The sequence below is a fragment of the Nitrosospira sp. Nsp11 genome, from assembly GCF_900142705.1.
Lineage (GTDB): Bacteria > Pseudomonadota > Gammaproteobacteria > Burkholderiales > Nitrosomonadaceae > Nitrosospira.
Genome location: NZ_FRBV01000007.1, coordinates 1 through 20,818, shown reverse-complemented (window position 1 = coordinate 20,818; position 20,818 = coordinate 1). Strand labels below are relative to the sequence as shown.

Annotated in this window: 22 protein-coding genes; 18 read left to right on the top strand and 4 right to left on the bottom strand. The window is 52.6% G+C overall.

Features of this window, described 5'->3' with window-relative positions; genetic code table 11:
• Positions 1 to 15 precede the first annotated feature (15 nt).
• The 3 genes from BUA28_RS09465 to lpdA all read left to right on the top strand — a co-directional run bounded on the left by BUA28_RS09465 (position 16) and on the right by lpdA (position 5,736).
• Complete coding sequence (locus BUA28_RS09465) at positions 16 to 2,883, top strand: 2-oxoglutarate dehydrogenase E1 component (RefSeq protein WP_072767877.1); 2,868 nt, start codon at positions 16 to 18, stop codon at positions 2,881 to 2,883.
• A 15-nt stretch (positions 2,884 to 2,898) separates the two neighbouring features.
• Positions 2,899 to 4,203, top strand: coding sequence for a 2-oxoglutarate dehydrogenase complex dihydrolipoyllysine-residue succinyltransferase (gene odhB / locus BUA28_RS09460; protein ID WP_072767876.1), 1,305 nt, complete (start codon positions 2,899 to 2,901; stop codon positions 4,201 to 4,203).
• 72 nt (positions 4,204 to 4,275) lie between these two features.
• On the top strand, positions 4,276 to 5,736 hold the full coding sequence (lpdA, locus tag BUA28_RS09455) for a dihydrolipoyl dehydrogenase (RefSeq protein ID WP_072767875.1): 1,461 nt from the start codon (positions 4,276 to 4,278) through the stop codon (positions 5,734 to 5,736).
• Between the two features lie 106 nt (positions 5,737 to 5,842).
• On the opposite strand, the gene BUA28_RS09450 is transcribed toward lpdA, so the two are convergent.
• Together BUA28_RS09450 and BUA28_RS09445 are read right to left on the bottom strand one after the other, a co-directional pair.
• Positions 5,843 to 6,352, bottom strand: a complete 510-nt coding sequence (locus BUA28_RS09450; protein WP_143148490.1) for a hypothetical protein — start codon at positions 6,350 to 6,352, stop codon at positions 5,843 to 5,845.
• A 511-nt stretch (positions 6,353 to 6,863) separates the two neighbouring features.
• Positions 6,864 to 7,889, bottom strand: a complete 1,026-nt coding sequence (locus tag BUA28_RS09445; protein ID WP_256598286.1) for a DUF6733 family protein — start codon at positions 7,887 to 7,889, stop codon at positions 6,864 to 6,866.
• Between the two features lie 728 nt (positions 7,890 to 8,617).
• On the opposite strand from BUA28_RS09445, the gene hisG reads away from it, so the two are divergent.
• The 14 genes from hisG (at position 8,618) to tatC (ending at position 18,140) form a co-directional block, all read left to right on the top strand.
• Positions 8,618 to 9,262, top strand: a complete 645-nt coding sequence (gene hisG / locus BUA28_RS09440; protein WP_072767872.1) for an ATP phosphoribosyltransferase — start codon at positions 8,618 to 8,620, stop codon at positions 9,260 to 9,262.
• A gap of 49 nt (positions 9,263 to 9,311) precedes the next feature.
• On the top strand, positions 9,312 to 10,628 hold the full coding sequence (hisD, locus tag BUA28_RS09435) for a histidinol dehydrogenase (protein ID WP_178297992.1): 1,317 nt from the start codon (positions 9,312 to 9,314) through the stop codon (positions 10,626 to 10,628).
• Between the two features lie 79 nt (positions 10,629 to 10,707).
• On the top strand, positions 10,708 to 11,808 hold the full coding sequence (gene hisC, locus BUA28_RS09430) for a histidinol-phosphate transaminase (RefSeq protein ID WP_072767948.1): 1,101 nt from the start codon (positions 10,708 to 10,710) through the stop codon (positions 11,806 to 11,808).
• A gap of 12 nt (positions 11,809 to 11,820) precedes the next feature.
• Positions 11,821 to 12,408: an imidazoleglycerol-phosphate dehydratase HisB gene (gene hisB / locus BUA28_RS09425; protein WP_072767871.1), complete on the top strand. Its 588-nt coding sequence runs from the start codon at positions 11,821 to 11,823 to the stop codon at positions 12,406 to 12,408.
• Positions 12,409 to 12,434: 26 nt separating this feature from the next.
• Positions 12,435 to 13,130 carry an imidazole glycerol phosphate synthase subunit HisH gene (gene hisH / locus BUA28_RS09420; protein WP_072767870.1) on the top strand — a complete coding sequence of 232 codons (696 nt, stop codon included), beginning with the start codon at positions 12,435 to 12,437 and terminating at the stop codon, positions 13,128 to 13,130.
• Positions 13,131 to 13,164: 34 nt separating this feature from the next.
• A complete protein-coding gene (gene hisA / locus BUA28_RS09415; RefSeq protein ID WP_072767869.1) occupies positions 13,165 to 13,932 on the top strand; it encodes a 1-(5-phosphoribosyl)-5-[(5-phosphoribosylamino)methylideneamino]imidazole-4-carboxamide isomerase in 768 nt (255 codons plus the stop codon).
• 228 nt (positions 13,933 to 14,160) lie between these two features.
• Complete coding sequence (hisF, locus tag BUA28_RS09410) at positions 14,161 to 14,919, top strand: imidazole glycerol phosphate synthase subunit HisF (protein WP_072767868.1); 759 nt, start codon at positions 14,161 to 14,163, stop codon at positions 14,917 to 14,919.
• 91 nt (positions 14,920 to 15,010) lie between these two features.
• The gene (locus BUA28_RS09405; protein ID WP_072767867.1) at positions 15,011 to 15,247 is read left to right on the top strand and encodes a hypothetical protein; all 237 of its coding nucleotides are present in this window, start codon (positions 15,011 to 15,013) and stop codon (positions 15,245 to 15,247) included.
• 34 nt (positions 15,248 to 15,281) lie between these two features.
• Positions 15,282 to 15,671 (top strand): phosphoribosyl-AMP cyclohydrolase, encoded by a 390-nt coding sequence (gene hisI / locus BUA28_RS09400; RefSeq protein WP_072767866.1) that lies wholly within the window; start codon positions 15,282 to 15,284, stop codon positions 15,669 to 15,671.
• Entirely contained in the window at positions 15,668 to 15,994 is a 327-nt protein-coding gene (locus BUA28_RS09395) for a phosphoribosyl-ATP diphosphatase (RefSeq protein ID WP_072767865.1), read from the top strand. The genes hisI and BUA28_RS09395 overlap by 4 nt, the downstream gene beginning before the upstream one ends.
• A gap of 2 nt (positions 15,995 to 15,996) precedes the next feature.
• Positions 15,997 to 16,350: a histidine triad nucleotide-binding protein gene (locus tag BUA28_RS09390; RefSeq protein ID WP_072767864.1), complete on the top strand. Its 354-nt coding sequence runs from the start codon at positions 15,997 to 15,999 to the stop codon at positions 16,348 to 16,350.
• Between the two features lie 11 nt (positions 16,351 to 16,361).
• Positions 16,362 to 16,589, top strand: coding sequence for a Sec-independent protein translocase subunit TatA (gene tatA / locus BUA28_RS09385; RefSeq protein WP_072767863.1), 228 nt, complete (start codon positions 16,362 to 16,364; stop codon positions 16,587 to 16,589).
• A gap of 111 nt (positions 16,590 to 16,700) precedes the next feature.
• Complete coding sequence (gene tatB / locus BUA28_RS09380) at positions 16,701 to 17,138, top strand: Sec-independent protein translocase protein TatB (RefSeq protein WP_072767862.1); 438 nt, start codon at positions 16,701 to 16,703, stop codon at positions 17,136 to 17,138.
• 204 nt (positions 17,139 to 17,342) lie between these two features.
• Positions 17,343 to 18,140 carry a twin-arginine translocase subunit TatC gene (tatC, locus tag BUA28_RS09375; RefSeq protein ID WP_072767861.1) on the top strand — a complete coding sequence of 266 codons (798 nt, stop codon included), beginning with the start codon at positions 17,343 to 17,345 and terminating at the stop codon, positions 18,138 to 18,140.
• Positions 18,141 to 18,397: 257 nt separating this feature from the next.
• On the opposite strand, the gene BUA28_RS09370 is transcribed toward tatC, so the two are convergent.
• Positions 18,398 to 19,594, bottom strand: coding sequence for a Do family serine endopeptidase (locus BUA28_RS09370; protein ID WP_072767860.1), 1,197 nt, complete (start codon positions 19,592 to 19,594; stop codon positions 18,398 to 18,400).
• Positions 19,595 to 19,649: 55 nt separating this feature from the next.
• Here BUA28_RS09370 and BUA28_RS09365 point away from each other — a divergent pair, with 55 nt between their 5' ends.
• Positions 19,650 to 20,399, top strand: coding sequence for a Nif3-like dinuclear metal center hexameric protein (locus tag BUA28_RS09365; RefSeq protein WP_072767947.1), 750 nt, complete (start codon positions 19,650 to 19,652; stop codon positions 20,397 to 20,399).
• 219 nt (positions 20,400 to 20,618) lie between these two features.
• Here the strand turns inward: BUA28_RS09365 and BUA28_RS16110 are convergent.
• Positions 20,619 to 20,818 (bottom strand): hypothetical protein (locus tag BUA28_RS16110; protein ID WP_218587256.1); only part of this gene is annotated, 200 nt, incomplete at its 5' end.

Sequence of the window (20,818 nt, the reverse complement as noted above, 5' to 3'; positions counted from 1 at the left end):
AGGAGATCTCCAGCCATGATGAAGCAACTGTTTGAGGATTCCTTGCTGTTCGGTACCAATGCGTCCTTCATTGAAGGGCTTTATGAAAAGTACATGCAAAATCCGGAATCGGTTCCGCCGGAATGGCATGCATACTTCGACAAACTGCGGCAGGCAGACGGAACGGGCGGATCTGCTGGACAGGCTTCTCAAAATGTTTCGTACTCATCGGAAGTCGAATCGTTCAGCCGACCAGCGGCAGCGCCCTGGCGCCTCAGCGGACATAGCCCCGATCAGGAATTTCTACAGGACGATTACGACCTGGAAACGGAACGCAAACAGATAGCGGTATTACAAATCATCAATGCATACCGTTTCCTGGGGGTGCGCCATGCTGACCTCGACCCCCTCAAACATCAGGAAAAGCCGCATATTCCCGAACTTGAACCCACCTATTACGGGCTGACAGAAGCGGACATGAGTACGGTTTTTGGCACCGGCTCATTGATCGGTCCGCCGCGCGCATCGTTGGCGGACATTCTGCGCATACTGCGGGAAACTTACTGTGGCAGTATCGGTGTCGAGTATATGTACATTACCGATACCGAGCAAAAACGGTGGATACAGAATCGTATCGAAGGTTCGCGCGCACAATCCCGGTTTTCCCCTGAATACAAACGCCATATCCTGGAACGCCTCAATGCGGCAGAAGGATTGGAAAAGTATCTGCACACACGCTATGTCGGACAGAAGCGCTTTTCCGGCGAAGGCGGCGAAAGCCTGATTCCGCTATTGGATAACCTGCTGCAGCGCGCGGGCCAGATGGGCGTGCAGCAGGTTATCATCGGCATGGCCCATCGCGCACGGCTTAATGTCCTGGTCAACACATTGGGGAAGTTGCCGAGCGATCTGTTCCAGGAATTCGAAGGCAAATATGCGCAGGACCTGACTGAAGGCGACGTCAAATATCATCAGGGTTTTTCTTCCGCGGTATCCACTCCGGGCGGTACGATGCGCCTGACGCTGGCATTCAACCCATCACATCTGGAAATTGTAGACCCGGTAGTGCAAGGCTCGGTGCGCGCCCGTCAGCAGCGTCTGCGAGACAGGCAGGGCGATCTGGCGCTGCCTGTGCTTCTGCATGGCGACGCTGCATACTCGGCTCAGGGCGTGGTGATGGAAACCCTGAATCTGTCGCAAACGCGCGGCTACGGTACCGGTGGCACGATACACGTCATTATCAATAACCAGATCGGTTTCACAACTTCTGATCCACGTGATACGCGCTCTACACTTTATTGCACTGATGTGTCAAAAATGATCGAAGCGCCGATTCTCCATGTCAACGGGGATGACCCTGAGGCAGTCGTCATGGCGGCTGAGATTGCGCTTGATTTTCGGATGAAGTTTCATAAGGATGTGGTCGTGGACATGGTTTGTTTTCGCACCCTCGGCCACAATGAGCAGGACGAACCCATGGTGACTCAACCGCTGATGTACAAGATTATCGGCCGCCATCCCGGCACGCGCAAGCTCTATGCCGACAAACTGGAAGCCGAAGGCGTCATCGGCGCCGGCCAGGCCGAGCTGATGGTAAAAGCCTATCGGGATGACATGGATAGAGGCCGCAACCCCAACAAAACCATTCTTTATGGCTACAAATCTTCGAACGCGGTGGACTGGACACCCTTCCTGAAGAATAACAAGTGGGACATGAAGGTGCAGACCGGGCTGCCGATAGCGGAATTAAAAAATCTGGCCACGCGGTTAACGGATATTCCCTCCAAGTTCAAGTTACATGCACGGGTGGAAAAGGTCATCGCCGACCGCCGTTTGATGGGCGAAGGAAAATTACCGCTGGATTGGGGAATGGCTGAAACCCTTGCTTATGCGGCGCTTCTGAAAGACGGATATGCGGTGCGCATTTCCGGACAAGATTCGGGACGTGGAACTTTTTTTCACCGCCATGCTGTGCTGCATGACCAGAACCGGGCGCGATGGAACGAGGGAACGTACGTTCCCCTTCGCCATATTGCTCCCGAGCAACCCGGTTTCGTTATCATCGATTCTGTACTCTCGGAAGAAGCCGTGCTGGGCTTCGAGTACGGCTATACAACCGCGGAACCAAATGAACTGGTAGTATGGGAAGCGCAGTTTGGCGATTTTGCAAACGGTGCGCAGGTTGTAATAGACCAGTTCATCGCCTCCGGCGAAGCCAAATGGGGCCGTCTATGCGGCCTGGTGATGATGCTGCCGCACGGCTATGAAGGGCAAGGGCCCGAGCACTCCTCCGCACGGCTGGAGCGTTTTCTGCAACTCTGCGCCGAATACAATATTCAGGTGTGCGTTCCATCCACCTCCGCACAGATGTTTCACATGCTTCGGCGGCAAATGATCCGGCCAATGCGCAAGCCGCTTATCATCATGAGTCCTAAAAGCCTGCTGCGGCATAAGGAGTCCTTCTCAAGTCTCGAAGATCTGGCCAACGGCAGTTTCCGGAACGTGATTCCGGAGATGGACAAGCTCGATCCCCAAAATGTACGGCGCGTCATCGCCTGCTGCGGCAAAATATATTACGAACTGCTGGCTTATCGCCGGCAACACGGAATCAAGGATATCGCAATTGTTCGTATCGAGCAGTTGTACCCTTTTCCACATGACGATTTCCAGATTGAGGTTGACCGCTATTCTCAAGCTAAAGATATACTCTGGTGTCAGGAGGAGCCCGGCAACCAGGGCGCCTGGCACCGTATTCAGCACTATCTGCTGCGGCACAAGCGTCCCGACCAAAGTTTAGGCTATGCGTTGCGGCCGTCGTCAGCCTCCCCGGCAGTAGGGTATCTGGCGAAACACAAATTTCAGCAGAACGAATTGATAGTGGCAGCGTTTCGCGAAAAAATTTAAGCCAAAGGAAGAATCATGCTCGTCGATGTCAAAGTTCCGGTTTTATCCGAATCCGTGGCGGAAGCCACATTGCTTTCCTGGCATAAAAAAGAAGGCGAACATGTTGATAGAGACGAGAATCTGATTGATGTCGAAACAGATAAAGTCGTGATGGAGTTACCGGCGCCGGCCGCTGGCGTATTGGCCAAAATCGTCAAGGGCGACGGGACGATAGTAGCAGGCGGCGAGATCATCGCCACCATAGACACCGAGGCGGTTCCAGCCGAAACCAAAGCGGCTCCAGATGCGGCGGCGGAGTCTGCTTCCTCAAGCGTGACATTCGCTCCCGAGGCCACCTCCGCTGTTGCGGCAGCCCCGACGATGATGCCGGCCGCGCAACATTTGGCGGCGCAGGCAAATCTTGATGTGGGTGAAATCAGCTCGATTAAAGGTAGCGGACGCGATGGCCGAATTACGAGAGAGGACGTGGCGGCCCATGTGGAAAAGAAACCTTCGCCCTCTGGCGCGCCTTCTCCCTCGCCGTCACCGGCAGGCCGCGCCCCTTCGGCAACTCCTGCACCTGCACCTTCAACCACGACTATGGCACCGTCCGCGACAGCCGCACCCGCGCTTGCGGGTGACAGACCCGAACAACGGGTGGCGATGTCCCGGTTGCGGGCGCGTATCGCCGAACGACTCGTTCAGTCCCAATCCACCGCCGCGATACTTACCACGTTCAACGAAGTGAACATGCAAGCGATAATGGAACTGCGCGCCCGCTACAAGACGAGTTTTGAAAAAGAGCACGGCATCAAGCTTGGCCTCATGTCGTTTTTTGTCAAGGCGGCGGTAGCGGCGTTGAAAAAATTTCCTGTCGTCAATGCATCCGTGGATGGAAATGACATCGTCTATCACGGCTATTACGACATAGGCATCGCGGTAAGCAGTCCGCGCGGGTTGGTGGTTCCCATCATTCGAAATGCGGACGCTTTGTCACAGGCGGGGATTGAAAGGCAGATCGCAGACTTCGGCAAGCGCGCCCTTGATGGCAAATTAACGATGGAAGAGCTGACGGGCGGCACCTTCTCCATCACCAATGGCGGCATATTCGGCTCGATGCTTTCAACACCCATTATCAATCCCCCCCAGAGCGCGATTCTGGGTATCCATGCCACGAAGGAGCGGCCAGTAGCCGAGAATGGACAGGTAGTGATTCGTCCGATGTGTTATCTCGCGCTTTCCTACGACCACCGTATCATCGACGGACGTGAAGCGGTACTCTCTTTAGTGGCGATGAAAGAGGCTTTGGAATATCCCATGAGCCCGTTACTGGAAGCCTGAGACGCCAGGCAAGCCGCAATTTCATAAGCGCTACGCATTCCTCCTGTACCCTGTTTTTTTATAAGTGAAAATATGTCCCAACTTTTTGACGTCGCAGTAATCGGCGCGGGCCCTGGCGGCTACGTCGCGGCAATCCGTTGCGCCCAGTTAGGGCTCAATACCGTATGTATAGATGAGTGGAAAAATCCGCAGGGCAAGCCCAGCCTTGGTGGAACCTGCCTGAATGTGGGCTGCATCCCATCGAAGGCGCTCCTTGAATCATCGGAAAATTATGAACGTGCCGCCCATAAATTCTCTGCTCATGGAATCAGGATCGAGGGTTTGTCGGTGGACATCCCGGTAATGATGTCTCGCAAGGACAAGATTGTCGCAGGCTTCACCGGCGGCGTGGCCATGCTGCTCAAAAAAAATAAAGTCGCGTCAATGCACGGGCATGGCACCTTGCTCAAGAGCGGCAAAGACGCTAGTGGCAACCATAGTCTTTGGCAGATCGAGGTGAAGAATGGGGACCAGACGGAGGCCATCGAGGCAAAACACGTCATCATCGCCACGGGTTCAACCCCGCGCACGCTGCCGTTCGCACCCGTGGACAATGAGCGAATACTGGATAACACGGGTGCACTGGCGATGAAAGAAGCGCCGGGACGACTGGGCGTCATCGGCGGGGGCGTGATTGGCCTCGAAATGGGCAGTCTATGGCGGAGGCTCGGTTCGGAAGTCACCATTCTTGAAGCGCTGCCCGGGTTTCTCATGGCCGCCGACGAGCAAGTGGCGAAGGAGGCGCGAAAAATCTTCACCCGAGAATCAGGCCTGGTGATAAAAACAGGTATCAAGATAAGCGGGATCAAAACGGGTGAAAAAAGTATCACCGTTGAGTACGCAGACGCAGAGGACATACAGGGGATCTCACAAAAACTCGAAGTGGATAAACTGATTGTCGCGGTGGGACGCGTTCCCAATACGGCTGAATTGGGCGCGGAAAATATCGGGCTGAAGCTGGATAAGCGGGGTTATATTGAAGTAGACAGCAATTGCCGTACCAACCTCCCGAATATATATGCTGTGGGTGACGTGGTGCGCGGGCCCATGCTGGCGCATAAGGCTTCCGAGGAAGGTGTCGCGGTTGCCGAGACCATTGCGGGTCAGGCTGGACACGTGAATCTCGATACGGTCCCCTGGGTAATTTATACCTCACCGGAAATTGCCTGGGTGGGCAAAACCGAGCAGGAACTGAAAGCGGGAGGCGTTCAATATAAGGCGGGACAGTTCCCCTTCATGGCTAACGGTCGTGCACGCGCGCTCGGAGAGACAGGTGGCTTCGTCAAAGTACTGACTGACGCGAACACCGACCGCATCCTGGGCATCCACATGATCGGTCCCTACGTTTCAGAGATGATTGCCGAAGCGGTGGTCGCAATGGAATTCGCGGCCAGCAGTGAAGATATTGCGCGCATCGTTCATGCCCATCCCTCGCTTTCCGAAGTATTGCACGAGGCGGCGCTGAGCGTGGATAAACGCGCGATTCATATATAGAAAAGGAAGGAGCGTCCCAGTTCAAACCGAGCTGTCTCTGTACTACCTTTCCGGGCGGTTTTGCGCAACAATTCGGCAAGGCGCTCCGGCTACTCCCGGCGTCGCCTCAATCATAAGCTTTCATCCCGGGCTTAAACACTGAATGGGTATTGCCCAACTCCCGTGTTTGCCACCGCTCGGTCAGTTCCCGCATAGCCTTCCGCCGCTCAAGACGCTCCAACTCGGCCATGCGCTCGCGCACAGGCGCCTGCTCTAGCAGGATACGAGCCTCGACCTCGTTCTCTATGTTACTTACATACTCAGTAACGTCGTGAACACGTGGAACCAGCTTCAGTACTTCTATTTCCGCTGCGGACTTCATCTCGTTGCGCTCGGCGAGAAATCTGGTCGGCATTAGTCCGAAATCATGAAGCTTGGCCCGCAAGGGGTGAGCAGATCTCCAGCTGTCCATCTGACGCTCCGCGTTCATTACGTCCATTCTGGCCTGCCGCAATTGCTCTGATAAGGAATCGCGAGCCTGCCGGGCAGCCAATACCTCGTGGTCGCGCTCCACCAGATCGCATACGTCCGGCGGACGTAATTCTGCCATCACGGCGCGCAACTCGGCGCTTGTCATACAATCCATCTTCTCCTGCATCTCAGTTCCCCGATTTGCCGTTCGGCCTCAAGACCGGTAATCTCGGCATGGACGTTAAAGAATGACCTGGCGCACCAGGTCGCCGATTGCACTTGGGCGACGCCAATTCGCTCACTTTTCCCACCCTTTTGCCCGCCAATGGCCGGGCAATGCCTGTACCATCATCGGTATGACTACGCATACAATACTATTGCGGAACAACACTTCTATTGTGTTTCAGCGCTCGCTTCAGAATACTGATGGGGGTCAATCCTGATGTAATACCCATATTCATCTGGAGTACAAGTCAAGGATCCTCATTCCTGTGCGCATATTCACTTTTAGTAGCCTGTCGGACTTAAAGGAAATCGGCTGCAAAAGCGTCTGGCCGGTTTGATATTTCGCTGTTTTTTGGACCAATAGAATAACTATTGGCCTTCAAATCCTCAAAATCTGGCCTCACCCAGTCACTTTTTCGCTGCGATTCTTTAAGTCCGACAGGCTGCTAGCTCTAGAAATGAACCTTGATGCTGGCTTGATAGAATTCCTTGGACACGTCTCCCTTGAGATCAGCACCAGCCGCGAAGCGCAGGGCGAGATTCATAGGCAGCGCAAATTCGATATAGGGACCTATCCAGTTATAAACCGTCCCGGTATTTCCTTCTATCCTGTCTTTATGGAATCGCAGATGCTCCCAGTGAACGCCTACGGAACTGACCGGTGTATTTTTAAAATTGAACAGCGCCGGTTTGACACCGAGGCTGATCCAGTTATGGATGAAATCCCTGGCCCGCTCATCGCGGATAGCCATATAGTAGGCAAGATACGCCTGCCCGGTAAAATGGTCGTCATTATAGTTTATCGTCATACTGGGCACCACGCCTTCCCCAGCCCGAATACCCCTGCCGACGATTTTGCTGGATAATAAGGCGCCGTTCAGCATGCCTATCTGGGGATTGATACTTAATGCATGGTTGAGAAAGTGAAAATTCAGACCCATGCCGACCTCAGTCCACAGCCCGTTACCACCAGCATCGACCTGAGTGCCGTTCGGACCGGAAACCACCCGGCTGCGGCCGAAATTGGGACTCGTCCATAGCCAGCTATAAAAAGTGAAGTCGATATTGTCGAGGACTTCATATTCTGCATCGAGTATGGTTTGAAAACCAAAGAACGCATCCTGCTTCAAGGTCACGCCACCATGAAATTTTTTCCTGTCAAGGCCGTGACCTCCACCATCGGCATCCTGCCATCCTGCGCCCGCCACCGGTTTTTCCACGTTTGCAACTTTTGTTCCCACGGCTTCCGGCTTCTTCTTGAACTCGTTACCTGTTTGCGCGGGCGAAGCAGAAGACTGCACCGTCACGGTATCGTGTAATTTTTCCTTGCCGACACCGTGATCTGTGCTCACGGTATTTCGATCCCCTTGCCCCCCTTTACTCTCCAAACGCGCTTCCAACTCCAGAATCCTTGCTTCCAGGGTTTCGAGCCTCTTCTTAAGCTCGCTGTCTGTTTTCGCAAGTACGGCAGAAGACATACAGGCTGTCACAAGAAACAGAAAGAGACCGAAAAGTTTTTTAGTACCGCTTATCCAACCTCTATTAACGCTATTATTTGTTCCAAACTTTAGTGGCATTTTTTATTTTCGCTTTTACTTTTTGTGGATTCTTACTTCAACTTCGACTCCGCTTCCTAAGTATTTTGTGAAGGAAATGTGAAGTAAACGTGAAGTAAGTGTGAAGTAAGTGTGAATTTAATGTGAAGTACTTGTGAAGAAGATGTGAAGTATCAAGAATTAAGTGTGATGAAATTGTGAAGAAATTGTGAAGAAATTGTGAAGTCCACATTTTTTTTAAGGTATTAAGGCTTTTTTTTCTCGTTTTGGAGTTTTTATAGGAACTTCAAAACGAAGGTTGGGTAATTCTTTATCCAGGAGTTATTGCGAGTAATTCGACGACAGAATCCCTTTTCACCCATAGGTAAAGACCGTACAGGCCCAACCATGCCCAAGCATTGAAGAGCTAGTACCTAAGCCGGGGAACCACCATAGCGTGGCGCTACATGCATGGTCGCACTCGGGTTGTTATCGTCGGTTTTTCTGTTCTCTAAGGGACCGAAACCTTTGTAGGTCTCCGCATCTGTCAGCTGACTTGAATTTCGCCGAAGCACCAGCTTGAATTCCTGAGGGGGTTATTCGTTGAATATTTTGCGGGTAACGTCGGCTTGCCACTTTTGGGTTAAAATGAGGCCTTTGCAGAATCCTCCATGACGAGCATTACGATCGCCCTTTCCAAGGGCCGCATTTTTGACGATACTGCGCCGTTGTTGAAAGCAGCCGGTATCGTCGCGCTAGATGATCCTGAAACGTCGCGTAAGCTGATCCTTGCGACCAATCGTGGTGACGTGCGGCTTATCATTGTACGAGCCTCGGATGTACCCACTTACGTGCAGTACGGCGCCGCGGATATGGGCATCGCGGGAAAGGACGTACTGCTGGAGCATGGCGGCGCAGGGCTTTATCAGCCGCTGGACTTGAATATTGCCTGCTGCCGCATGATGGTGGCGGTGCGCGATGATTTCAATTACGAAGAGGCCGTGAGCCGGCGAGCGCGAGTGCGAGTCGCAACGAAATATTTACAAACAGCACGTGAACACTTTGCCGAAAAAGGCATGCACGTGGATCTTATCAAGCTCTACGGTTCGATGGAACTCGCGCCGCTGGTAGGATTGGCGGACGCGATTGTGGATCTGGTTTCCAGCGGTGGCACGCTAAAGGCCAACCATCTGAAGGCAGTGGAAGAGATCATGCCGATTTCGGCGCGACTGGTCATCAATCAGGCAGCACTGAAATTGAAGCGGGAAGCGATACAGCCAATGCTGGAAGCTTTCTCTGCGGCAATCATCAAATGAAGCATGAATTAGCAAAAACGTCAAAATCAATAAATCCACGCGCCTTCCCATGATTCAAATCAAACGGCTGTCCTCTACCGATGTCCGCTTCAACGAAGCACTAGCGGAACTGCTGGCTTTTGAAAACGTCCAGGATGCGAAGCTGGAGGCAGCCGTCGCCGACATTCTTGTTGATATCAAGAAGCGGGGTGATGAAGCCCTGCTGGAATATACGCGTCGTTTCGACAATTGGGATCCAGTTTCGGCAGCGGCACTCGAATTGCCCCGCCAACGCGTGCAACAAGCCCTGCAAGACCTGCCTGCAGATCAGCGTGAGGCCCTGGAACAAGCCGCATTGCGCGTGCGCGCTTACCACGAAAAGCAGCTGGCACAATCCTGGAGCTATATCGAACCTGACGGTACGCTCCTCGGCCAGAAAGTAACCCCGCTGGATCGTGTTGGCCTGTACGTTCCAGGCGGCAAGGCGTCTTATCCTTCCTCCGTGCTGATGAACGCAATTCCCGCCAAGGTGGCAGGCGTGGGCGAACTCGTCATGGTCGTACCGACCCCCGGTGGCGAGATAAATGATCTCGTGCTGGCTGCCGCAGCCATTTGCGGGGTTGAGCGAATATTTACCATTGGCGGCGCTCAAGCCGTCGGCGCACTGGCTTATGGCACCTCGGCTGTGCCGCACGTCGACAAGATCGTCGGCCCCGGCAACGCGTATGTGGCAGCGGCTAAGCGCCGCGTATTCGGTATGGTAGGCATAGACATGATAGCGGGACCTTCAGAAATCCTGGTGATTTGTGACGGCAAAACAAATCCCGACTGGATTGCCATGGATCTGTTTTCACAGGCGGAGCATGATGAGCTGGCGCAAGCGATCCTGCTCTCCCCCGATGCCGATTTTATCGACGCGGTAGCGGCAAGTATTGCCCGCCAACTGGAAGCGATGCCGCGCAAGGCGGTAATACGGGCTTCGCTGGAAGACCGTGGCGCGTTGATCCAGGTACGAGATCTGGACGAAGCCTGCGCCATAGCCAACCATATCGCACCGGAGCATCTTGAGCTATCGGTTGAACAGCCGGAAAAATGGCTGGAAAAGATCAGGCATGCCGGCGCCATTTTCCTGGGCCGTTACACTTCCGAAGCGCTCGGCGATTATTGCGCTGGCCCCAATCATGTGTTGCCCACCTCTCGTACCGCACGCTTCTCATCACCGTTAGGCGTGTACGATTTTCAGAAACGTAGCAGTATTATCAAGGTGTCGGAACAGGGCGCGGCAAAATTAGGTCCGATAGCTTCCATCCTGGCTCATGGAGAGGGTTTGCAAGCCCATGCGATGTCTGCGGAATATCGGATCAGGAATGGCGTCGACGTGAAATGATTCGACGGATTCTTTCAGAGCCAAGCCATACTGTATGCCGTATGCTGCCGGCCGTAAATCGAAGCTGAGTCATATAAAAATGCCAGCATCGCCCGATCAAATCATTCGGCCCGAGATCCTCGCGCTCTCCGCTTATCACGTACCGCCTGCAAGCGGAATGGTGAAGCTGGACGCAATGGAGAATCCTTATTCTCTTCCACCCGAGTTATGCGAAGAGATTTCACGGCTCACGGCCGGCGCGCCGATCAACCGTTATCCCGATGCGAGCGCTGCTTCACTTAAAAACGCATTGCGGAAAGCACTTTCGATCCCGCCAGGTATGGAAATCATGCTAGGTAACGGTTCGGACGAGATCATCCAGATCATCGCTTTGGCCTTCGCCAGACCTGGAGCAGTGTTGATGAGTGTCGAACCCGCCTTTGTCATGTTTCGCATGACTGCCGTGTTCGCCGGGATGAAATATGCAGGGGTGCCGTTAAATTCTGATTTTTCACTTGATATGGACGCGATGCTTGCCGCCATTGCGCAGCACCAGCCAGCGGTAATTTTTATTGCATATCCAAATAACCCCACTGGCAACCTGTTTGACAGCGAAGCAATCTCACGTATTATTGAAGCTGCTCCTGGCGTGGTGGTCGTGGATGAGGCTTATCATGTCTTCGCCGATGCAAGCTTTATGGGCAAGCTGGCGCAATACCCCAATCTGTTATTGATGCGCACGCTTTCCAAGCTGGGGCTGGCGGGTTTAAGGCTGGGACTCCTGGCCGGAAGATCTGAATGGTTGATACAGCTTGAAAAATTGCGTTTGCCGTATAATGTAGGCGTTGTCACCCAACTGATCGCGGAAAAGGTATTGCAGCATCGTGATGTCCTGATGCAACAGGCCACAGCGATCAAAGCCGAACGCTCGTTAATGGGTGAACGGCTGGCGGCACTGAACGGTATCAAGGTTTTCCCGACGGATGCGAATTTCATTTTGTTCCGCGTGACTCGAGAGGGTGACGGGAATGAAGCCAATCGGGTATTTCTGGGACTTAAAGAGCGCGGAATATTGATCAAAAATCTTGACGGGCACCACCCGCTATTGAAGAATTGCCTGCGCGTCACAGTGGGCAAACCCGACGAAAACATGAAATTTCTGATGGCGCTTCAGGCCTCGCTTGATAAATCCAACAATTAAATTAACCCATCCATGCGTCAGGCCCAAATTAACCGAAACACCCTGGAAACCCAAATTGACGTCAAAGTTAATCTGGATGGTACCGGGAACGTAGCGCTGGATACGGGAGTGCCATTTCTCGATCATATGCTGGACCAGGTAGCGCGTCACGGCATGATAGATATGGAGATCGCTGCTAGAGGCGATCTCCATATCGACGCCCATCATACGGTAGAGGATATCGGCATCACCCTTGGACAGGCATTCAAGCAAGCTATTGGGGACAAGAAGGGCCTGCGACGTTACGGCCAAGCTTATGTGCCGCTGGACGAGGCATTGACGCGTGTGGTGGTGGATCTCTCGGGACGCCCGGGCATGGCGTTTAATGTCAAATTTGTACGCGCCCGCATCGGCGAGTTCGACGTGGATTTGATAAAGGAGTTTTTTCAAGGGTTTATAAATCATGCCTTGATGACCGTGCATATTGACAATCTGGTCGGCTGCAACGCGCATCATCAGGCAGAAACCATATTCAAGGCATTTGGACGTGCATTGCGCATGGCAATCGAAACCGACCCCCGCGCCTTGGATACGATTCCATCCACCAAAGGCTCCTTGTAGACGCCCTCAACCCTCATCTACCCAGCATGACTGATATTGCAATCGTTGACTACGGCATGGGTAATTTGCGCTCGGTGTCCAAAGCGCTGGAACATGTCGCGCCGACCGCCTCCATTGTCATCACCGACGATCCGGAGGTAGTGCGGAAGGCTGGGCGTGTAGTGGTTCCAGGTCAAGGCGCAATGCCCGACTGCCTGCGCGAACTGGATAAACGCGGATTGCGCAGCGCGGTGCGCTATGCAGCGATGAGCAAACCTTTTCTCGGTATCTGCATCGGCCTGCAAATGCTGTGCGACAGCAGCGAAGAAGGCAACGTAGAAGGCCTCGGTATTGTGACCGGCACTGTGCGGCGTTTTCCTTCCACGTCGGTGGCAGATAGCAGCGGGCTGCGATTCAAAGTGCCGCACATGGGCTGGAACCAGGTTCACCAAGCCATTGAACATCCCTTGTGGAAAGATATCCCCAGCGATGCACGCTTTTATTTCGTGCATAGTTATTATGTGGAAACCGCCAACCCGGAATCGACGGCAGCTACCACCAACTATCCCTTTTCTTTTACTAGCGCGGTGGCCAAGGATAATATTTTTGCCGTCCAGTTTCACCCGGAAAAAAGCCATGACGCAGGGTTGACGCTGCTGAATAATTTTGTGCGATGGGAACCGTTTCAGTTTCAGGAAGGGATAGTCAAGTCCACGCGTGACCTCTTCCCGATCCAAACCTAAAAACTCACCTCTACACTTTAAACCTGACTCAAAAATGCTGATTATTCCTGCGATAGACCTGAAAGACGGCCAGTGCGTACGCCTGAAACAGGGCGTGATGGAAAACGCCACGGTGTTTTCCGAAGACCCCGGCGCCATAGCCAGCCATTGGCTGAGCCAGGGCGCGCGCCGATTGCATCTGGTGGACCTGAATGGCGCGTTTGCCGGCAGGCCAAAAAATGAACCGGCCATACGTGATATTGTTGAGGCTATTGGTGACGAAATTCCGACACAACTCGGGGGTGGCATACGTGACCTCGAAACTATCGAGCGTTATCTCGACGATGGCATAACTTACATTATCATCGGCACCGCAGCGGTGAAGACGCCAGGATTCCTGCACGATGCCTGCAACGCTTTCCCCGGCCATATCATGGTAGGTCTGGACGCGAAGGACGGGAAGGTGGCCGTCAATGGCTGGTCCAAAGTTACTGGTCACGACGTCGTGGATCTCGCCAAAAAATTTCAGGATTATGGGGTCGAAGCGATCATTTATACTGATATCGGGCGTGACGGCATGTTAAGCGGCGTCAATGTGGAGGCCACGGTGGAACTGGCCAGGGCACTTACCATTCCCGTCATTGCCAGCGGGGGCATCGGCAATCTTGACGATGTGAAAGCGCTCTGCGACCTCGAGTTGGAAGGTATCATGGGTGCAATTACGGGACGCGCCCTGTATGAAGGCGCTCTGGATTTCAAACGGGCGCAAGCATTGGCGGATGAGCTAAGTATGAAAATCTCCCGCGATAAATCCCTTTCCTGATAAAGCTCGGTCTTCATTTCGAAAAAATAGAACTGCGGTAAATTCGGCTTCAGGATTTATAACCTTCTTGTTCTTTATCTTGCTTCCCCTATGGAAGAGGTGCTGAATTCTCCGGATACCCCTGAATTCGGGTTCCGGATAGATGATCTGTTAACTAAGGATACGAAGTGGCTGCGCATCTGTTCGCAAAGCGGATGCTGGCAAATTTGCGATTTATAAAGGTATCGTATGGGTCTTGCCAAGCGTATTATTCCCTGCCTTGACGTAACAAATGGCCGTGTTGTCAAAGGCATTAATTTTGTCGGGCTTCGGGATGCGGGTGATCCTGTCGAAATATCACGCCGTTACGGTGATCAGGGAGCGGATGAGCTGACCTTCCTCGACATCACTGCCAGTTCTGATAACCGTGACTTGATTCTTCGTATCATTGAGGAAGTTGCAGCTCAGGTATTCATTCCGTTAACAGTGGGTGGCGGGGTGCGCAAGGTGGAAGATGTGCGAAGGCTGTTGAATGCGGGTGCCGATAAAGTAAGCATCAACACTTCGGCGGTGCAGAATCCTCGACTGGTGGCGGATGCCGCGGATCGTTACGGTTCTCAGTGCATCGTAGTGGCGATAGATGCCAAGCGGGTGGAAAACGGCTGGGAGGTATTCACTCACGGGGGACGTCAGGCGACCGGCATGGATACGGTCGAGTGGGCAAAAAAACTGCAATCGCTGGGGGCAGGCGAAATATTGCTTACCAGCATGGATAAGGATGGTACTCGCAACGGGTTTGATCTGGCACTGACTCGCGCTGTATCCGACGCGGTGGATGTGCCGGTGATCGCGAGTGGCGGCGTTGGTAATTTACATCACCTGGTGGAAGGAATCGTAGAGGGCCATGCCGACGCAGTTCTGGCGGCCAGTATTTTTCACTATGGCGATTACAGTATACTTCAGGCCAAAGGGTATATGGCGGAACATGGCATTGAGGTACGGCTTTAGTAGTAGAATAACGGTCCGTTCACATGATGCGACGACGCCGCAGCGGGTCAGGGATGGGATGCCCCAAAGATAAGGAGTGGCGAATACGAGAATGATCGCTATGCTACTTTCCTTTATGGAGCGGAAAACCCGATACACCAGCTTCCAAAAATCCTTCATTCCACCCGATCTGCAGAAGCAGGCGCTCACTTGTTTATCTATTATCCCCGGTGCGCCGTCAAATCAGGCGGTCTTTATCGCATCTTCCGAGCATCCATTAATGCCAGTCAAGCTGAAACCCGGAATCAGCTCTTTGCCACCAAGCGCTCCATTTAATACCTATATTTAAAGCGTTCCGAATAACCTGATCCTAAAGCATACCTATGTCCGACATTTGGCTCAACAAGATAAACTGGTCCGACGACGGACTCGTGCAAGTCGTTACGCAGGAAGCCGACAGCAAGGCGGTGCTGATGGTCGCCTGGATGAATCGCGAAGCATTGAAGCTTACTGTGCAAACCGGCGAGGCACATTATTGGTCGCGCTCTCGCAGGAAGCTCTGGCATAAAGGCGAGGAATCAGGGCACGTTCAGAAAGTAAAAGAAATCCGGCTGGATTGCGATGAGGACGTTCTGTTGCTGACAGTGGAACAAGTTGACGGCATCGCTTGTCATACCGGCAGACATAATTGTTTTTTCAATAAACTGGAAAACGGCCAATGGGCAGTGGCAACGCCAGTAATCAAGAGCCCGGAAGAAATATACAAAAAATGACCGATCCAGCTATTCTTTACCGGCTGACTGAAGTTATTGAAGGCCGCAAAAATGCCGATCCTGAAAGTTCGTACGTCGCAAAGTTGCTGTATGAGGGGCAGGACAAGATTCTGAAGAAAATTGCGGAAGAGTCGGCAGAAGTTTTGCTGGCCTCGAAAGAGCAGGACAAATCGCATGTAATACGAGAGGTCGCAGACCTGTGGTTTCACTGCCTGGTGCTGTTAGCCCACCACAACGTGGGGCCCGACGATGTGCTGAACGAGCTCCTCCGCAGGGAGGGAGTTTCGGGGCTGGATGAAAAAGCAGCGCGGAAGGTGCGATAAAAATGGACAGCTGTGTTTTCTGTAAAATCGTGCGGGGAGAAATTCCCAGTGAAAAAATCTATGAAGATGCTGACGTTTTTGCTTTTCATGATATTCACCCCGCAGCACCGATACACTTCATGTTGATACCCAAGCTACACATAGGTTCACTTGACGAAGTCGAAGATAAGCACCGCAGTTTGCTGGGCAAGATGATGGTACTGATACCCAGGCTGGCGAGGGAGCAAGGCTGCACGGACGGCTTTCGTACCATTATCAACACCGGACGCGTTGGTGGGCAGGAGGTTCATCACTTGCATATTCATATCGTAGGCGGCACCGAGCGTTTGCCGGCTATGATTCATCATCCGAGATAAAGGAGTAAATGATGGGATCATTCAGCATTTGGCATTGGCTGATCGTTCTGCTGATTGTTGTTCTGGTATTTGGCACCAAGAAACTCCGCAATATCGGCAGTGATCTGGGCGGTGCAGTTAAAGGCTTCAAGGAAGGGGTAAAAACGGCTGATGAAGAGGAGCTATCTTCTGTGCCTCATCAAACCGGTGCCCGGACCATCGAGGCGGAAGCCAGGGAAAAGACGCAGTCAAAATCATGAGGCCAGCGAACAAAGGTAAAAAATCCGGCTAATGGAATACAACGATCTCATATGACGGAAATAGCATCCCATAGCCGCTCGCTACGCTTCATCGGTAAATTTCCATAAAAAATGTTCGATATCAGCTTCACGGAAATTCTCGTTATAGCAATCGTGGGGCTGGTCGTTATTGGTCCTGAGCGCCTTCCCAAGGTAGCGCGTACGCTAGGGCATCTGTTCGGCCGGGCGCAACGTTACGCCAATGATGTCAAGAATGACATCCAGCGAGAAATGGAACTGGAAGAACTCAAAAAATGGAAAGCTTCCGTGGAGGGAACTGCTCGTTCCATCGAAGACTCGGTACAAAAAGAAATGACGCAGTTCCAGGACGTGATGGAAACGGAAACAGAACCAAAACCTTCCACGACCGTTTCCGCATCTTCTCCCAAGGCCACGGAGGAAGATACTGCAGCATCGTTCCCTTCCCCCACTCCAATCAGCCCCGCTAAGCCATCAATCAGAACGGAATCAAGTCACGACGCAGCCGGACCAGAAGTACATCGCGAATAGTTTAGCGCCGGAGAATATATACTCGCTGACACGAATCGGTATCTACCGGTTCAATTCTTTTGGCCCCGCTCACAATAATCCTGAATCCGGCAGTTGACCGCTTATTTTCCGGTTTAACGCTATAATCGAAAAGCATTTTTTTATCCCGTGATCTTCACCTTTTTGGTGGGCTCGCTACAGGGGCCAACTGCCGGATTTAGGATAATGAGTACCGACGAAACATTCATTTCCCACCTTGTGGAACTTCGTGCCAGGCTGCTACGGGCATTCGGCGGGCTCCTGCTTGGTTTTATCCCCTGCGCTTACTACGCCCGCGAACTCTATTCATTGCTGGCACAACCTCTGCTGGACAAACTTCCACAGGGGGGCCAGATGATTGCAACCGAAGTGGTGACGCCTTTTTTTGTGCCGATGAAAGTTGCCATGATGGCTGCTTTTATCATTACTTTGCCGCACACGCTCTATCAAATATGGGCATTTGTCGCGCCCGGGTTGTATTCCCACGAAAAACGCCTTGTCCTGCCGCTCGTCTTCACCAGCAGCCTCCTGTTCATATGCGGCATGGGGTTTGCTTATTTTGCCGCTCTGCCCCTGGTATTCGAATTCATCACCCAATTCGCGCCAGAGGGCGTGGCAGTCATGACCGATATCGGCAGGTATCTCGATTTTGTGCTGACTATGTTCATTGCCTTCGGCATCACCTTTGAAGTACCGATATTGGTCGTGATACTCGTTCGGGCGGGCATTGTCTCAGTCGAAAAACTAAAGGCAATACGTCGTTATGTTCTAGTCGGTGCATTCGTCATCGGCGCCATATTCACCCCCCCCGATGTGGTTTCACAGTTCATGCTGGCCGTGCCGCTTTATTTGCTTTACGAATTAGGCATACTGGTGGCAGGGCTTGTTACCCAACCGGCAAAGCTATTAGCTCATCAACCGTCAAACGACATGGATACGGAGCAGAAACTGGAAGAGGCTGAAACGAGGAAAAGAAACGACTAAGGAATCTCTGGGCGATCGCGGATTTCGCCAACCAGACCAGGGAAGTCCCGCTGCAACATTCCGTACCGCTATCTGCGCCGTAGCAGGCATCTCGCGGCCGTATTGCGTTAAAGATAGCGCGATTTGCCTACCCGAATATTTTGGGCAACCTTAAAGTTTCCGGGGGCAGCGGCATTTACCGGGTGATGTATGTTGCCAAATTCGAGAAAGCGTACGGATTTTGCAATTGACTTCTTATACGTTACATAACTGAGCTTTTAGTCTATTGCATCCGGGTCTTGATACTGGTCTTGAGGCGCAGGCATGGGTCGCTTGCCCACATTGATCTCGATGGATTTCTCCGTCTGATTGCGCATCACGGTAATGTTGGCTGCTTCTCCAGGCAACAATGCGGCGATCAGATTGAGCATCACGGATGAATCAACCACCGGGCTTTCCTTCACCGCCACAATGATATCCCCTGGCTTTACACCGGCCCGATCTGCGGGTCCACCCTTGAGCACTCCCGCGATCAAGGCGCCGTTGGTGTTGGGGCGCTTGAACGATTCAGCCAGTTCCGGGGTCAAGTCTTGCACTTCCACTCCAATCCAGCCGCGCGTTACGCCACCCGTCTGGATAATCTGCTCCATTATTTGTTTGGCCACGCTGGTTGTAATGGCAAAGCCGATACCGAGCGATCCACCGGTACGAGACACAATCGCCGTATTGATACCGATCAGGTTGCCGGAAACGTCAACCAGGGCACCTCCTGAATTGCCGGGGTTGATGGCGGCATCAGTCTGAATGAAATTTTCAAAGGTATTGATGCCCATATGTGTCCGCCCCAGCGCGCTGATGATACCCATCGTAACCGTCTGTCCCACACCGAAGGGGTTTCCGATTGCAAGCACGATATCGCCGACCCGGGCATTATCGGAATGCCCGAAGGTCATTGTCGGAAGCGCTTCCATATCCACTCTTACAACCGCAAGGTCGGTTTCCGGATCTGAACCGATTACGCGTGCCTTGGCCTTCCTGCCGTCGGCCAGCGCAACCTCGATTTCATCCGCCGCTTCTATCACATGGTGATTGGTAAGAATATAGCCTTCGGAACTGACAATTACCCCGGACCCGAGACTCGACGCACGCCGGCTCTGCGGCGATTCGAAACGATCGCCAAAGAAACGCCGGAACATGGGATCCTCCATCAGGGGATGGGAGGATATCTTCACCTCTTTACTGGTAAAAACGTTGACCACCGATGGCATGGCCTTTTGCGCTGCAGCGCTGAAGCTGGCGGGCAGGGGCACATTGGGGTGCGCCGTGTCGGAAACCGCTTCTTTTATAGTTACCACGGCGCCGCCGCCCCCCCGCGATTGCCAGGGCAACAGCTCGGGCCTTAAAGTGGAAACGACAAACAATGCGGCAAGGACTATCGTTACCGTTTGTGCGAAAATCAGCCAGAGCTTGTGCATTTGGGATTTAGGTTTCGAGATTTAGTATGATTTTTATAAAGACCAGACGAATATGATGCGATTGGATAAGCTCGAAATCTATTTGAACCAACTCCTGAACATTGCCCATTTCCGTGATTATTGCCCAAATGGGCTGCAAGTGGAAGGCCGAAGTGAGGTGCGTCATCTGGTTAGTGGTGTAACCGCCTCGTTGGATTTCATTCAAGCTGCTATAGAAGCAGGCGCAGACGCGCTGCTCGTACATCACGGTTATTTCTGGCGCGGTGAGGACCCATGCCTTGTTGGCAGGAAGCACCGCCGTATCGCGCGGTTGATTGCGCACGACATCGGACTTCTCTCCTATCATTTGCCGCTGGACGCTCACCCGGAGCTGGGCAATAACGCTCAACTGGCCCATAGGTTAGGTCTCGTTGAAACCAGCCGTTTTGGCGATCAAGAAATTGCCATGCACGGAACGCTTTTGCCGGGCGTGTCGAACGTGAAGGAACTGCGCATGAATATCGAACGCGTCCTACGGCGCGAACCTTTGGTAATCGGCGAGGATTTGAAGACGGTGACACGCATAGCCTGGTGTACCGGCGGCGCTCAAGATTATTTCGACGAGGCTATCCGTCTGGGCGTAGATGCGTTTATCACCGGCGAAATTTCAGAGCGAACCGTTCATGAAGCCCGCGAGTCCGGCGTTGCTTTTATTGCGGCCGGGCACCATGCCACCGAGCGATACGGGGTACAGGCATTGGGCGATCATATCGCGCAGAAATTTGGTATCACTCATCAATTCATAGATATCGACAGCCCGGTATGAAAAAACCAAAAATGTTTATCCTTATTTTTCTGACTGTGTATCGCTCGATACTTCCTCATCAAAGCCTGGGTATACCCGCTACCGGAAACACATAAAAGCAACTACTCTGCCAGTGGCTTTATCTGGCTGCTGAAGCGGTATCAGTGGTACCAGAAAGAGTCATAGTACTGGTGCTACACGTTTATATAAACCAGCTATAAAGTACGGTCATAATAAATTTCAAAAAATCACGCGAGTCATGTCCTTATCTATAAGGAGCGCCCATCGAGCGGCTCCATGGCATTGATCTCCCGCAGTGACATCGCCTGATCGCACTTTGATCATGGTTTCAAGTCTGGATATTGAACACAACAAATCAACACGGAGTAAAGGAGAGAACAAATGGTTGTCAAACCTTGGCTGAAGCTGGTCACGCTCGC

Coding starts and splice junctions, on each gene's coding strand:
- hisG (WP_072767872.1), top strand. CDS start 8,618: ATGACGAGCATTACGATCGCCCTTTCCAAGGGCCGCATTTTTGACGAT.
- tatB (WP_072767862.1), top strand. CDS start 16,701: ATGTTCGATATCAGCTTCACGGAAATTCTCGTTATAGCAATCGTGGGG.
- BUA28_RS09445 (WP_256598286.1), bottom strand. CDS start 7,889: ATGTCTTCTGCCGTACTTGCGAAAACAGACAGCGAGCTTAAGAAGAGG.
- BUA28_RS09365 (WP_072767947.1), top strand. CDS start 19,650: ATGCGATTGGATAAGCTCGAAATCTATTTGAACCAACTCCTGAACATT.
- hisI (WP_072767866.1), top strand. CDS start 15,282: ATGTCCGACATTTGGCTCAACAAGATAAACTGGTCCGACGACGGACTC.
- BUA28_RS09450 (WP_143148490.1), bottom strand. CDS start 6,352: ATGACAAGCGCCGAGTTGCGCGCCGTGATGGCAGAATTACGTCCGCCG.
- hisB (WP_072767871.1), top strand. CDS start 11,821: ATGCGTCAGGCCCAAATTAACCGAAACACCCTGGAAACCCAAATTGAC.
- BUA28_RS09395 (WP_072767865.1), top strand. CDS start 15,668: ATGACCGATCCAGCTATTCTTTACCGGCTGACTGAAGTTATTGAAGGC.
- hisH (WP_072767870.1), top strand. CDS start 12,435: ATGACTGATATTGCAATCGTTGACTACGGCATGGGTAATTTGCGCTCG.
- BUA28_RS09370 (WP_072767860.1), bottom strand. CDS start 19,594: ATGCACAAGCTCTGGCTGATTTTCGCACAAACGGTAACGATAGTCCTT.
- odhB (WP_072767876.1), top strand. CDS start 2,899: ATGCTCGTCGATGTCAAAGTTCCGGTTTTATCCGAATCCGTGGCGGAA.
- tatC (WP_072767861.1), top strand. CDS start 17,343: ATGAGTACCGACGAAACATTCATTTCCCACCTTGTGGAACTTCGTGCC.
- BUA28_RS09465 (WP_072767877.1), top strand. CDS start 16: ATGATGAAGCAACTGTTTGAGGATTCCTTGCTGTTCGGTACCAATGCG.
- BUA28_RS09405 (WP_072767867.1), top strand. CDS start 15,011: ATGATCGCTATGCTACTTTCCTTTATGGAGCGGAAAACCCGATACACC.
- tatA (WP_072767863.1), top strand. CDS start 16,362: ATGGGATCATTCAGCATTTGGCATTGGCTGATCGTTCTGCTGATTGTT.
- lpdA (WP_072767875.1), top strand. CDS start 4,276: ATGTCCCAACTTTTTGACGTCGCAGTAATCGGCGCGGGCCCTGGCGGC.
- hisC (WP_072767948.1), top strand. CDS start 10,708: ATGCCAGCATCGCCCGATCAAATCATTCGGCCCGAGATCCTCGCGCTC.
- hisF (WP_072767868.1), top strand. CDS start 14,161: ATGGGTCTTGCCAAGCGTATTATTCCCTGCCTTGACGTAACAAATGGC.
- hisA (WP_072767869.1), top strand. CDS start 13,165: ATGCTGATTATTCCTGCGATAGACCTGAAAGACGGCCAGTGCGTACGC.
- hisD (WP_178297992.1), top strand. CDS start 9,312: ATGATTCAAATCAAACGGCTGTCCTCTACCGATGTCCGCTTCAACGAA.
- BUA28_RS09390 (WP_072767864.1), top strand. CDS start 15,997: ATGGACAGCTGTGTTTTCTGTAAAATCGTGCGGGGAGAAATTCCCAGT.